The sequence below is a fragment of the Streptomyces sp. NPDC003032 genome, assembly GCF_053591415.1.
Genome location: NZ_JBSFTT010000009.1, coordinates 264,942 through 277,781, shown reverse-complemented (window position 1 = coordinate 277,781; position 12,840 = coordinate 264,942). Strand labels below are relative to the sequence as shown.

Sequence of the window (12,840 nt, the reverse complement as noted above, 5' to 3'; positions counted from 1 at the left end):
CGCAACCATGCACCGACGCAGCCGTGAGGGGTGGACGTACACGTGACCGACACCGCGGGTGCGCCTTTCGGGGCGGATGAGACGACGGGGGCGGAAAGTGGCGCGTCCGGGCTGAAGGGCGGGTACGGGCCCGGGACGGGAGCCAGCCCCACCGGAGTGGGTGCGGTGCGGCGCAGGCACCGGTGGCTGCGTGGCGTCGCCCTCGCGGTCGCCGTGGTGGTGCTCGCCGCGGGCGGCGTGGGATGGGCGGCGTACCAGAAGCTCAACGGCAACATCACCAAGGACACCGGCGCCGCCGCCGAGCTGGAGCGCTACGAGAAGGAGCGGCCGACGCCACTGGTGCACGATGCCCAGAATATTTTGCTCATCGGTTCCGACACCCGTGCCGGCCCGGAGAACAGGAAGTACGGCAGAGATCCTGGGACCCAGCGCTCCGACACCACCATCCTGCTGCATCTGGCCGCCGACCGGCAGAGCGCGACCGCCGTGTCCATCCCGCGCGATCTGATGGTGGACATTCCCGGGTGCCGCAGACCGGACGGGTCGCGGACGCGGGCGCAATTCGCCCAGTTCAATTGGGCGTACGAGGTTGGCGGGACGGCCTGCACGATTCGTACCGTCGAGAAGCTCACCGGAATCCGCGTCGACCACCACATGGTCGTGGACTTCGCGGGGTTCAGGGACATGGTCGACGCGGTCGACGGCGTGGATGTCTGCCTCAAGGCCCCGATCGACGACGACGACGCCCATGTGCGGCTCGCCCCCGGTGTGCGGACTCTGGACGGTGAGCAGGCACTGGGTTACGTACGCGCCCGCAAGAGCCTCGGCAATGGCAGCGACACCGAGCGGATGGACCGCCAGCAGGAGTTCCTCGGCGCGCTCGTCAACAAGGTGCAGAGCAATGACGTCCTGCTCAACCCAGCGAAGCTCTACCCCGTGCTGGACGCGGCGACTTCCTCGCTGACGACCGACCCCGCGCTTGCCAGTCTGCGCGGTCTGTACGAACTGGTGCGCGGCATGCGCAATATCCCCACGGAACGCGTGCAGTTCCTCACCGTTCCCCGACAGTCGTATGTCTACGACACGAACCGCGACGAACTGGTCGAACCGGCGGCGGAGCAGCTCTTCACGCGCCTGCGCGCCGACAGCCCGGTCGCGGTCATCCCGGAGAAGCCCGGGGATGAGTCCAGGGAGAAGCCCGAGGAGGAGTCCAGGGAGGAGTCCGGGGAGAAGTTCGGGGAGGAATCCGGCGAGTCGGGTGAGTCGGGCGAGTACGGCAGTGATGGGAAGCCCGATGATCCTTCACATACGCCGTCGCCCGCGCCTACATTCCGGGGCAACACCGCCGCGGAGACTGCCTGCGAGTAAAACGATCCCCAAGGGAAGACCGCCTTCGACTAAGAAATGGGGCGGATTGCCCAGTTGTAGGGGAGTGGAATTTGTCACCGGCGTCGTCCGGCGCTGAGCTGGGCGGATAGTGTGAGCGATCCGGTGCGCCGGGCCCTTTCGGCCACGCACCGTTGGAACGACTGACCGAGCGCCTTCTTGAGGGGGTAAGGCGCCGCGTGGCCCCGACGGAGGACGCAGACAACCGTGGACGCGCAAGGCCGTGGGCCCAACAGGGGAGAGCGAAGCGACTTCTCTGAAAGGGCGGTGGCGGGAGACGGGCGGGCGGAGAACATTGACCCCGCGGACCAGTGGGTACTCAACCCGGACACCGGCGACTACGAACTGCGACTGAGCCCTTCCACAGGGCAAGGACCGTCGACGGTTCCCGGGCCCCGTAGAGCCGCCGGACGCCAGTCGGGCCGCGGCCGTTCCGCGCCGGAACGCGACCGCGACCGCCCGCGCCAGGGCGCGCGCGACGAGCGCCGCGAGGTGCCGGGGCAGCGCAGGCGCCGGGGCAAGGAGCCGGAGGCGGCGACAGGCAGCAGGCGCAAGCAGAAGCCGAAGAAGTCGGCGGGCAAGAAGGTCCTGGTGTGGACCGGCGGCACGCTGGCGTTTCTGCTGGTCACCGGCTGCGTCGGCGGCTACCTCTACTACCAGCACCTCAACGACAACATCACGTCGATCGACGACGACGGCGCGGGCACCGGCGGCTTCAGCAAGGACCGGGCCATCAACATCCTGGTGGTCGGCACCGACAAGCGCAGCGGTGACGGCAACAAGGGCTACGGCGACGAGGGCAGCCTCGGCCACGCGGACACCACGATCCTGCTGCACGTCTCCAAGGACCGGTCGAACGCGACCGCGCTGAGCATCCCGCGCGACATGATCACCGACATCCCGGACTGCCCCACCACGATGGAGGACGGCAGCAAGAAGAACATCCCGGGAACGGAGAACGTCCGCTTCAACGAGAGCCTCGGCCAGAGCGACCGCACACCGAGCTGCACGATGCGTACGGTCAAGGCGATCACCGGGATCACGCCCGACCACTTCATGGTGGCCGACTTCAACGCGGTCAAGACGCTCTCCAGCGCGGTCGGCGGCGTGGACGTCTGCCTCGCCAAGGACATCGACGACCCCAAGTCGCATCTGAAGCTGTCCAAGGGCAAGCACACGATCGAGGGCGAGAAGGCGCTCGCGTACGTGCGCACCCGTCACACCGTCGGCAACGGCGGCGACCTGAGCCGGATCGAGCTCCAGCAGCAGTTCCTCAGCGCGCTGATGCGCAAGCTGAAGTCGAACGACACGCTCACCAGCCCCAAGAAGATGTTCTCCCTGGCGGAGGCCGGCACCAAGGCCCTCACCGTCGACTCCAACATCGCGGACATCATGAGGCTCCGTGACCTCGGCATGGAGCTCGGCAAGCTCGACATGAAGAACCTGACCTTCGCCACGCTGCCGGTCAAGGACAACCCCGCCGAGAAGGTCCCCATCACGGTCGTGCCCGACCCGGCCAAGGCGGACCCGCTCTTGGCGATGTTGCGGGCCGACAAGTCGCTGACCGAGGTGAAGAAGAAGGAGAAGAAGGAGAAGGCCGCGGTGGCCGCCCGCCTCAAGGGCCCCAAGGCCGACCCCTCCGACGTACGGGTCGACATCTACAACGGCAGTGGCAGGACCGGCGCCGCTCAGACAACTCTCACGTGGCTGCAGAACACTGAGGGCGTGCTCAAGTCCAGCCAACTGGGGAACGCGCCCGGCGACATCAAGAAGACGTCGCTGGAGTACGGCCCGCACCAGGCGGACCAGGCCCGTCGGCTCGCCGACATCATGGGTCTGCCCGCCTCCGCCCTGAAGCCGGGCAAGAGCGCGAAGAACGCACAGGGGCTCCCGACCATGAAGCTGACGCTCGGCGGCGACTTCGAGGGCGCGGGGGTGCCCATCGCCCCGCCGTCGAAGGCGCCGGACGGGATCCAGAAAGTCGAAGCCGACAAGACTGTGTGTGCCAAGTGACCTGAAGCGGTCGTTTCGCGTCTAACAATGCGCCAAGGACATGCGCCGAGGACATGCGCCGAGGACATGCACCGAGGAGCGCACCAAGGCGTCGCGGAGCGGCCGCAGTTCGGGAATGGGGCGGGGAGGGGCTGGGGATGAGGCAGAACAGCGTGCGTAAGGAGGGGGCGCGACAACGCGCTCCGCACGCCAGTGATCACGGCTGGGACGACGGCCCGCACCAGGACGATGCGCGCCCCGGGAAGCCGTCGGCAGGCACCGCCGCGCCCTCCAGAGACAGCGGACGGCCCCCCGGCCACCGGCGCCGGCCCGGCTCGCGCCGCGGCGGGCGCCCGCCGCGCCGCAGGCGCCGCGTCCTGCGCTGGTCGGCGACGCTCCTGTCCGTACTGATACTCGGCACGGCCGGCGCCGGTTACCTCTACTACCAGCACCTCAACGACAACCTCGAGACGGACGACCTGAACCTCGGCGAGCACCGGGCCCCCGAGCCCACGCCCAACGCCGCCGGACAGACCCCGCTGAACATCCTGCTCATCGGCTCGGACGCGCGGGACTCCAAGGCGAACCAGAAGCTCGGCGGCGCCAAGGACACCTTCGGCTCCCCGCCGCTCGCGGACGTCCAGATGCTGCTGCACCTCTCGGCCGACCGCACCAACATGTCGGTGGTCAGCATGCCGCGCGACACCCTGCTGCAGATCCCCAAGTGCACGGACCCGGACGACGGCAAGGTCTACGAGGAGACCGGCCCGCGGAACATGACGAACGAGTCCCTCGGCCGCGGCGGCCCCGGCTGCACGGTCGCGACCTGGGAGAAGCTCACCAACATCCACATCGACCACTTCATGATGGTCGACTTCGCGGGTGTGGTCTCCATGGCCGACGCCATCGGCGGCGTACCGGTCTGCGTGGACAAGAACATCCACTCGCGCGACAGCCAGGGCCACGGCTCCGGTCTGAAGCTGGAGAAGGGCACCACGGAGGTCAAGGGCGAGCAGGCCCTGCAGTGGCTGCGCACCCGCTACGGCTTCGAGGGCGGCACCGACATCAGCCGCGCCAAGGCCCAGCACATGTACATGAACGCGCTGGTCCGCAAGCTCCGCGAGAACACCGGCCTGACCAGCCCCAACCAGCTGCGCAAGCTCGCCGAGGAGGCCACGAGCGCGCTGAAGGTCGACGACGGCCTCGGCAGCATCAAGAAGCTGTACGACCTCGGCAACGAGCTGAAGAAGGTCTCCCCGTCCCGTACGACGATGACGACCATGCCCTTCGAGTACGTCGGCGCCCGCGTCATCCCCAAGCCCGGCGACGCCGAGCAGCTCTTCCGCCTCGTACGCGACGACGTCGCGCTGGACGGAAAGGGCAGGAAGAAGCCCGCCAAGGAGAAGCCTTCGGACGATCCGGCGGCCGCTGACGACCAGATCGCGATCCAGGTCCAGAACGGCACCCGGACCGCCACGGAGCCCCCGATCTCCGGCCGGGCGAACACGGTGGCGCAGCTCCTGGCGGGCAAGGGCTTCAAGAAGGCGACGCCGGACACGACGGTGCTTACCGAGGGGAAGACGGTCATCCGCTATCCCAGCGTCGAACTGGAGGGCGATGCCCAGCGGGTCGCCAAGTCGCTGGGCCTTCCGCTGAGTTCGGCGAAGAAGTCGACGGACGTCTCCGGGGTCACCCTCGTCGTCGGCGCCGACTGGCGTGAGGGCGCCGCCCCGCCCAAGGCGAAGAAGAAGGACGACAGGACGCCGGACTCGGCGGACGCGCTCAGCGGGTCCGACAAGAAGGCGTGCATGAAGGTGGACCCGGACTTCTCCTGGTAGACGCCTCGCGAGCCGTCAGGCCTCCTGGGTCTCCCCCAGGACGGCCGGGCGGCGCGAGGCGATGACCTTCCTGGCCAGCGAGCGCGGGCTGGTGAGGAAGCCCCAGCCCCACGACATGTGCATGGTCGCGAGCGCCACCGGGATCCGGAGCCGTGCCTTCAGCGGCAGGCCCCTGCCCGCGGGGAGGGAGCCCGCGACGATCGCCGCGAGGTAGCCACCGGGGATCACGAAGCCCCACGGCGTGAGCACCGCGCCGACCACGATGCCCGCCGCTATCGCGCAGACCGCGGTCGGCGGCGCGAGGTAGCGGAGGTTGATGGAGCCCTCGTGGTAGCGGGCGACGACGTGGCGCCAGCGGCCGTAGTCCTTGTACTGCTTGGCGAGCGCCTTCACGCTGGGCCGCGGGCGGTAGGAGACCTTCAGCTCGGGCGAGAACCAGATCAGGCCGCCGGCCTCGCGGATGCGGAAGTTCAGCTCCCAGTCCTGGGCGCGGATGAACTCTTCGTTGTAGCCGCCCTGTTGCTCCAGGGCCTCGCGCCGGAAGACGCCGAGGTAGACCGTCTCGGCCTGCTGGGCGTCGCCGCCGGTGTGGAAGGCGGCATTGCCCACGCCGATCTTCGACGTCATGGCGGCGGCGACCGCGTGCTCCCAGTCGTTCTGGCCCTCGGCGTGCATGATGCCGCCGACGTTCATCGCGCCGGTCTCCTCCAGGAGGCGGACGGCGGTCGTGATGTAGCCCGGCGAGAGCGCGGCGTGGCCGTCCACGCGTACCACGATCGGGTGACGGGACGCCTTGATCGCGGCGTTCAGCGCCGCCGGCGTGCGCCCCGTGGGGTTGGGGACCGTGTGCACCCTGGGGTCTTCCCTGACCAGCTCCGCGGCGATCTCGTCCGTGCGGTCGGTGGAGGGGCCGAGCGCGACGACGACCTCCATCTCACCCGCGTACTCCTGGCGCAGGATCGCGTGGACGGCCTCACGCAGATGCCGTTCCTCGTTGAGGACGGGCATGATCACGGACACGGCGGGAGGGGACACCTCAGACTTCGCGTTCATCACGCGTCACGTTACCGCGAATGGGGGACACGGGCGCGCGCCGTCCGGGTCGCTGCCCCGGGCCGCATTTCGTATGGGCTTACGTTTCTCGGAGCCCCCACGCCCGCGCCCGCCCTCAGCCAACGTCCGTCTCCGCGGAGGTGTCCCCCACGTGCCCACACCGCCCCGCCACCCCACTCCCCCGCCGCTGCCCCCGCCGCCTCCGCAGGGCCAGAAGCCGCCCGCACCCAAGCCGGGCGAACAGGGCGAGCGGCGGACGAGCTGGGCCATGCGGGCCGCGATCGCGTGCTCCGTCGCGGTGCTCGCCGCGGCCGGGATCGGGCACTCCGTGGTCACCAGCCTCGACACCGAGATCAGGCGGGTCGACGCCTTCAAGGACATGAAGAACCGGCCCGCTTCGGGCAACGGCATGAACGTCCTGCTCGTCGGCACCGACGGCCGCGACAAGATCACCCCCGAGGAGAAGCAGAAGTACCGCCTCGGCGGCGCGCCCTGCCACTGCACCGACACGATCATGATCGTGCACATCTCGGAGGCGAGGGACCGCGCCAGCGTCGTGAGCCTGCCCCGCGACTCGTACGCGGTGCTGCCCGCGCACACCGACCAGGCCACCGGCGAGAAGCACAGCGCGCACCCCAACAAGATCAACGCGGCGTACGCGGAGGGCGGGCCGAACCTCACGGTGCGGACCGTCGAGCACATGACGAAGGTCAAGATCGACCACTATCTGGAGGTCGACTTCACCAGCTTCATCAAGACCGTGGACGTGGTCGGCGGCGTGGAGATCTGCACGGCCAGGCCCCTGATGGACTCGCACACCGGCCTGAACCTGGCGATCGGCACACACGCGATGAACGGCGGCGAGGCGCTCCAGTACGTGCGTTCGCGGTACGTCGACGGGGCCTCCGACCTCGGCCGTATGCAGCGCCAGCAGCGGTTCCTCGCGGCGCTCATCGCGAAGGCGACCAGCACCGGCGTCCTGCTGAACCCGGTCAAGTTCCGCGACGTGACGCACACGCTGCTCGGCTCGGTCCGGGCGGACAACGGCTTCGGGACGAGCGACATGCTGGGCCTCGGGCAGGCGATGCGGGGCTTCTCGCCGTCGTCGTCGGAGTTCACGACCGTGCCGCTGAGCACCGAGGCGCAGAACCTGCCGGGCATCGGCTCGACGCTGAAGTGGCATCCGACGAAGTCCGTGAAGCTGTTCAAGACGCTGCGCGAGGACCGGCCCCTCGCCTCTCACAAGGGCAAGTCCAAGGCCGCGCTGGTCGACGTCTCGCCCCAGCAGATCCAGGTGCAGGTGGACAACGGGACGGGGGTGCCGGGGCTCGGGAAGCGCGTCGACACGGAGCTGCGGGCCACCGGGTTCAGCACGACGGGGGTGCCGGGGAACGCGCCGAACTCGCTGACGGCGCCCGCCAAGCGGACCGTCGTCACCTACGACCCCCGCTGGGACCGCTCCGCGAGGACCCTCGCGACGGCTCTGCCGGGCTGCGAGATGCGCATGGTCAACGGGCAGGGGGCGACGCTGAAGGTGATCGCGGGGACGGACTTCAAGGGGGTGCGGACGGTGCGGGCGGAGGACGAGCTCCAAGGGGAGTTCGGGGCGGTGACCGGGGACCAGGTGGTGTGTCCGTAGCCGCGTAGCCTCCGTGGGCCCGTCTTGAGGGGCTTCAGTCGTCTTGAGGGGCTTCAGTCGTCGAAGCCCTCTGCCGCCCGTGCCTCACGCAGCTCCTTGATCGCCCGGCGGCGGGCGAGGCGGTGCGTGCGGCGGATCTGTGCCTCCTGGTGGCGGCGGCGGTCGCGGTCCGTCTCCGGGAGCACCGGCGGGACCGTGCGGGGCTTGCCGTCCGCGTCGACCGCGGCGAAGACGAGGTAGGCGGAGCCGACCTGCTGTGCGGGCGTCGACTCGTTCCAGCGCTCGGCCAGGACGCGGACGCCGACCTCCATGGAGCTGCGGCCGGTCCAGTTCACCTGGGCCTTCACATGCACGAGGTCTCCGACGCGGACCGGCTCCAGGAAGACCATCTCGTCCATGGACGCGGTGACCGCGGGCCCGCCCGAGTGGCGCCCGGCGACCGCCCCCGCCGCGTCGTCGACCAGTTTCATGATCACGCCGCCGTGCACCGTGCCGAGGAGGTTGGTGTCGTTGTGGGTCATGATGTGGCTGAGCGTGGTGCGGGACGCCGAGGTCGGCTTGCCCTGAATCTCCGATTCGGAACTGGAGGCCTGATCTGTCATGCCCTCCACCCTATGCCGGACGTATGAGCGAGCCTTCCCCGGCCGCTTTGCATCAGCTCTGCAACAGCCCTGGCCCGAATTCTCGACCTCCCTGTATGCGGCGCCGTCCGGCACTGCACACTGGGCCACATGAGCGATTGGCGAGACGATCAGGCGGGCGGCCGTGGTTACGGCGGCGGCAGCGGGAACCCCCAGCCCGACGGCGCCCGCGTGATGCGCCACGTCCAGCGCGGCGCCCCCGCGGGACCGCCGCCGGGCGGTGTCCCGCAGCAGCCCGCGTACGACGACGGTCACGACGACCAGTACGGCGACGGGCAGCCGTACGGCGACGCCCGCGACCAGGTCTTCGAGCCGCGCACCCCGCGCCAGGCCGCGTACGGCCAGGGCTACGACAGCGGCTACAACACCGGCCAGGTCTACGGCCAGCCCGCGGCCGCCGGCGGCGGCGCCGGCCGGGGCGGCGACGGGCAGCCGCCGCGCGCCACGCGCCCCGCGCCGAACTGGCGGCGCCGCATCAAGATCGGCTCCATCACCCTCGTATCCGTACTCGTCGTGACGTCCGTGGCGACGTACTTCTGGGCCGACGGCAAGCTCAAGCGCGAGGTCGACCTTTCCAAGGTCATCGAGCGGCCCGAGGGCGGCGCGGGCACGAACTATCTGATCGTGGGCTCCGACAGCCGCGAGGGCATGTCCGACGAGGAGAAGAAGAAGCTCCACACGGGCTCGGCCGACGGCAAGCGCACGGACTCGATGATGATCCTGCACGTCGCGGACGACGGCGGGAACACGATGATCTCGCTGCCCCGCGACTCGAACGTCACGATCCCCTCCTTCAAGGGCGCGGAGTCCGGCAAGCTCTACCCGAACCAGGGCCGCCAGGTGAAGCTGAACGCCGCGTACGCGGAGGACGGCCCCGAGCTTCTCGTACGGACCGTCGAGTACAACACCGGCCTGCGGATCGACCACTACGCCGAGATCGGCTTCGGCGGCTTCGCCAAGATCGTGGACGCGGTCGGCGGCGTGGAGATGGACATCCCCAAGGGCTTCAAGGACAAGAAGTCCGGCGCCGACTTCGAGGCGGGCAAGCAGACCCTCAACGGCGAGCAGGCCCTCGCCTTCGTCCGTACGCGGTACGCGCTGCCGGGCAGTGACCTGGACCGTACGAAGAACCAGCAGAAGTTCCTCGCGGCCCTCGCCAACCAGGCGGCGACGCCCGGCACCGTCATGAACCCGTTCAAGCTCTACCCCACGATGGGCGCGGGCCTGGACACGCTGATCGTCGACAAGGACATGGGCCTGATGGACGTGGCGTCCATGTTCTGGGCGATGAAGGGCGTCACCGGCGGCGACGGCAAGTCCATGAACATGCCGCTCGCCGGTACGACGGGCAGCAATCTCCTCTGGGACAAGACCAAGGTCAAGCAGCTGGTCGAGGAGCTGAACAACGACGAGAAGGTGACGGTCTCGGGCAACTGACACTGCCCCGGGCCGTCCCCCGGGCCGTCCGTCGTACGTTCCCCGTTCTCGTCGTACGTCCTTCTCGTACCCCGAACGGCCCGCTCGTCGCGACCCTCCGGCCTCCGGCATGTCACGGTGGTCCAAACTGCCACCCCCGATGTCCGGAGGCCCTGCCATGGCAGACCTGCAGGACGAGATCAACACGACCGCCGAGGCCGGGAAGCTCGACCAGTCACCCGGCCCGGACGACCCCCATACCGAGCCGCGTCCCGCGCCCGACTCCGATACCGGCCCCCCGTGGGCCGAGGACCCCTTCGCCCGGGCCCGCGCCATGCTCAGCGAGCATCCCGTCGCCGACGGGTACAGCGGGCTGCCGGAAGCGCTGCAAGATCTGCCCTGGTACGACTTCGAGACGGGCGACAGCGGCCTGGAGAGCGACCTGCCGCGGCTGCGCGCGGGAGGGGTCGGGGCGCAGTTCTGGTCCGTCTACGTGCCCGAGTGGCTGAGCGCCGACCGGATCATGCGGGCGACGCTGGAACAGATCGACCTCGTGAAGCACGTCGTCGGCGCCCACCCCCAGGGGATGCGGCTCGCCCGCGACGCCTCGGAGGTCACCGACGCCCGCAACTGCGGCCGCATCGCCGCGCTGATCGGCCCCGCCCGCGGCGCCGCGCTCGGCGACTCCCTGGCCACGCTGCGCGCGCTGCACAGCCTGGGCCTGTGCGCGGTCTCCCTCTGCGGTACGACGTGGGCGGGCCCCGGCGGCCTGACCTCGTTCGGTGAGGAGGTCGTACGGGAGATGAACCGGCTCGGGGTCATCGCGGACCTGTCCGGCGCGTCCGAGGCGACGGTGCGGCGGGTGCTCTCCATCTCCAAGGCGCCCGTCGTCTTCACGCGCTCCGGGGCCCTCGCCGTGCACGACCACCCCGACAACCTCCCGGACGACCTGCTCGCCGAGGTGGGTGCCGCCAAGGGCGTGTGCATGGTGCCGCTGACCGTCGAGCGGACCGGTTCTTCCGTACGCGACGTGGCGGACCACCTCGATCATGTGCGCCGCGTCGCGGGGCCGGAGTGCGTCGCCCTCTCGGGGACGTACGACACTCCGGAGGCGCACCCGGAGGGCCTCGCCGACACGTCGGACTATCCCCGGCTGATCACCGAACTCCTCGAACGCGACTGGCCGGAAGCCGATGTGGCGGCGCTCACCTGGGGCAACGTCCAGCGCATCCTGCGCCTCGCGGACTTCACGGCCCGGGCGGCGCGGGAGCGCAGGACGCCTTCCACGGCGACGATAGAGCGGCTGGACGGCTGAGCCGCGCCGGCTCCTCCGTCAGAGGACTTCCGTCAGGGGATCTTGCAGAGGCAGAACGGGTGCCCGGCGGGATCGGCGTACACACGGAAGTCGCGCTTGCCGCCGTCGTCGTCCAGGTCGAGCGGGCGTGCCCCGAGGGCGAGCACCTTCGCCTGGGCGGCGTCCATCTCCTCGTCGGTGCGGCCGGCGTCGAGGTCCAGGTGGACCTGCTGGGCGTTGACGTCCGAGCGCGGCCACTCCGGCGGGTGCAGTCCGGTCACCCGCTGGAAGGAGACCTTGACGCGGCCGGGGGCCACGAGGTCCACCCAGTCGCCGTCGTCCTCGATGGTGCCGCCGATGATCCGGGCGTAGAACTCGGCGAGTTCGCGGGGTCGCGGGCAGTCGAGGACGACGTTGCGCAGGCGGGCGATGGGGGCGGCGTCGTGCTGGTCGGTCATGACTCCTCCTTCTTGGGGCTCAGTCGACACACAGGCAGAACGGGTGCCCGGCCGGATCGGCGTAAACCCGCCAGCTGCGGTCGCGGTCGGCGGCGTCGAGGACCGTGGCGCCGAGCGCGAGGATCTCCTTCTCGACGGCGTCCATGTCCTCCACCGTGAGGTCCAGGTGGATCTGCTGCGACCCGTCGGACGAGGGCCACTTCGGCGGTACGTGACCGGGGGCCCTCTGGAAGGCCAGGGGCGTGCCGGTGTGGCCTTCGAGGACGACCCAGTCGTCTTCGTTCTGGGCGGGGGTGCCGCCGATGACCGCGGCGTAGAACTCCGCGAGGGCGAACGGGTCCCGGCAGTCGAGGGCGACGGCACGGAGTTCGGCGAGAGCCATGGTTCCTCCAGCGCTGATTACCGGATGGTCGGTCCCATCCAGTAACGGTTACTGCATACTCCCGCAGAAGGGGTAACGTCGCAACCATGAATGACAGAGCGCCCGCGCCGGGAGGGCTCGCGCTGGTCCAGGAGCTGGTGAACACCCTCGATCTGGCGACGGGCGCGGACCGCCTGGACACCGAGGCGGGGCGGGACGCCTTCGGGCTCGCCCCGAAGGACGTGGCCGCGGCGCGTGAACTCCGCGAGTCCCTGCGGGCCGCGTGCCTCGCCCACGCCGGGCATCCGGCGCATGCGCCGGTGCGGGATCTGAGCGAGCTTCTCGTGTCCGGGCCGTTGTTGGTACGGGTGGACGGCGCGTCCGGTGCGGCGTCGCTCGCCCCCGCCGACGCGTCGGCGCTCACCGCGCGGGTGGCCTCGGCGATCGCCGAGGCGCTCGCGTCCGGCACGTGGCTCCGCCTCAAGGCGTGCGAGGCGGTGACCTGCCACTGGGCCTATTACGACCGCAGCCCGGCCGGGCGGAGCCGGTGGTGCGACATGGGGGTGTGCGGGGCGCGCGCCAAGATGCGGGCGTACCGCGCGCGCAAGTCCGCGGCGGCCCCCTCTGATGCGGCGGCTCCCCCTGAGGCGGCGGCTCCCCCGAACTGACCTCATCGCCCTCGCGTGAAGCGACCCACCCCACAGCGCGGCGACGTCCCCTGCGGTGACCGGAGATCCGGCGCGAAGCGCCGGGACGGGGCGC

At 70.1% G+C, this 12,840-nt stretch carries 11 protein-coding genes; 7 read left to right on the top strand and 4 right to left on the bottom strand.

Annotation, left to right across the window (positions count from 1 at the left end):
• Positions 1–42 precede the first annotated feature (42 nt).
• The 3 genes from ACWDZ7_RS15925 (at position 43) to ACWDZ7_RS15915 (ending at position 5,216) form a co-directional block, all read left to right on the top strand.
• On the top strand, positions 43–1,368 hold the full coding sequence (locus ACWDZ7_RS15925; protein ID WP_451797414.1) for an LCP family protein: 1,326 nt from the start codon (positions 43–45) through the stop codon (positions 1,366–1,368).
• A gap of 285 nt (positions 1,369–1,653) precedes the next feature.
• A complete protein-coding gene (locus ACWDZ7_RS15920) occupies positions 1,654–3,399 on the top strand; it encodes an LCP family protein (protein WP_451797413.1) in 1,746 nt (581 codons plus the stop codon).
• A gap of 137 nt (positions 3,400–3,536) precedes the next feature.
• Positions 3,537–5,216, top strand: a complete 1,680-nt coding sequence (locus ACWDZ7_RS15915; RefSeq protein ID WP_451797411.1) for an LCP family protein — start codon at positions 3,537–3,539, stop codon at positions 5,214–5,216.
• A 15-nt stretch (positions 5,217–5,231) separates the two neighbouring features.
• On the opposite strand, the gene ACWDZ7_RS15910 is transcribed toward ACWDZ7_RS15915, so the two are convergent.
• Positions 5,232–6,269: a glycosyltransferase family 2 protein gene (locus tag ACWDZ7_RS15910; RefSeq protein ID WP_451797410.1), complete on the bottom strand. Its 1,038-nt coding sequence runs from the start codon at positions 6,267–6,269 to the stop codon at positions 5,232–5,234.
• A 151-nt stretch (positions 6,270–6,420) separates the two neighbouring features.
• On the opposite strand from ACWDZ7_RS15910, the gene ACWDZ7_RS15905 reads away from it, so the two are divergent.
• Complete coding sequence (locus tag ACWDZ7_RS15905; RefSeq protein ID WP_451797408.1) at positions 6,421–7,908, top strand: LCP family protein; 1,488 nt, start codon at positions 6,421–6,423, stop codon at positions 7,906–7,908.
• Positions 7,909–7,961: 53 nt separating this feature from the next.
• On the opposite strand, the gene ACWDZ7_RS15900 is transcribed toward ACWDZ7_RS15905, so the two are convergent.
• A complete protein-coding gene (locus ACWDZ7_RS15900; RefSeq protein WP_451797406.1) occupies positions 7,962–8,510 on the bottom strand; it encodes an acyl-CoA thioesterase in 549 nt (182 codons plus the stop codon).
• 129 nt (positions 8,511–8,639) lie between these two features.
• Between ACWDZ7_RS15900 and ACWDZ7_RS15895 the strand changes: the two genes are divergently transcribed.
• Positions 8,640–9,986, top strand: coding sequence for an LCP family protein (locus tag ACWDZ7_RS15895; RefSeq protein WP_451797405.1), 1,347 nt, complete (start codon positions 8,640–8,642; stop codon positions 9,984–9,986).
• A gap of 157 nt (positions 9,987–10,143) precedes the next feature.
• A complete protein-coding gene (locus ACWDZ7_RS15890; RefSeq protein ID WP_451797404.1) occupies positions 10,144–11,280 on the top strand; it encodes a dipeptidase in 1,137 nt (378 codons plus the stop codon).
• A gap of 32 nt (positions 11,281–11,312) precedes the next feature.
• Here the strand turns inward: ACWDZ7_RS15890 and ACWDZ7_RS15885 are convergent, their stop codons facing one another.
• Positions 11,313–11,717 (bottom strand): VOC family protein, encoded by a 405-nt coding sequence (locus tag ACWDZ7_RS15885; RefSeq protein ID WP_451797402.1) that lies wholly within the window; start codon positions 11,715–11,717, stop codon positions 11,313–11,315.
• 19 nt (positions 11,718–11,736) lie between these two features.
• Positions 11,737–12,099 (bottom strand): VOC family protein, encoded by a 363-nt coding sequence (locus ACWDZ7_RS15880; protein WP_451797400.1) that lies wholly within the window; start codon positions 12,097–12,099, stop codon positions 11,737–11,739.
• Between the two features lie 86 nt (positions 12,100–12,185).
• On the opposite strand from ACWDZ7_RS15880, the gene ACWDZ7_RS15875 reads away from it, so the two are divergent.
• On the top strand, positions 12,186–12,746 hold the full coding sequence (locus ACWDZ7_RS15875) for a CGNR zinc finger domain-containing protein (protein ID WP_451797398.1): 561 nt from the start codon (positions 12,186–12,188) through the stop codon (positions 12,744–12,746).
• Positions 12,747–12,840 lie beyond the last annotated feature (94 nt).

What these genes read in the sequence shown, in the direction of transcription:
- ACWDZ7_RS15915 (WP_451797411.1), top strand. Translation starts at nt 3,537, where the DNA reads ATGAGGCAGAACAGCGTGCGTAAGGAGGGGGCGCGACAACGCGCTCCG.
- ACWDZ7_RS15910 (WP_451797410.1), bottom strand. Translation starts at nt 6,269, where the DNA reads ATGAACGCGAAGTCTGAGGTGTCCCCTCCCGCCGTGTCCGTGATCATG.
- ACWDZ7_RS15900 (WP_451797406.1), bottom strand. Translation starts at nt 8,510, where the DNA reads ATGACAGATCAGGCCTCCAGTTCCGAATCGGAGATTCAGGGCAAGCCG.
- ACWDZ7_RS15895 (WP_451797405.1), top strand. Translation starts at nt 8,640, where the DNA reads ATGAGCGATTGGCGAGACGATCAGGCGGGCGGCCGTGGTTACGGCGGC.
- ACWDZ7_RS15890 (WP_451797404.1), top strand. Translation starts at nt 10,144, where the DNA reads ATGGCAGACCTGCAGGACGAGATCAACACGACCGCCGAGGCCGGGAAG.
- ACWDZ7_RS15885 (WP_451797402.1), bottom strand. Translation starts at nt 11,717, where the DNA reads ATGACCGACCAGCACGACGCCGCCCCCATCGCCCGCCTGCGCAACGTC.
- ACWDZ7_RS15880 (WP_451797400.1), bottom strand. Translation starts at nt 12,099, where the DNA reads ATGGCTCTCGCCGAACTCCGTGCCGTCGCCCTCGACTGCCGGGACCCG.
- ACWDZ7_RS15875 (WP_451797398.1), top strand. Translation starts at nt 12,186, where the DNA reads ATGAATGACAGAGCGCCCGCGCCGGGAGGGCTCGCGCTGGTCCAGGAG.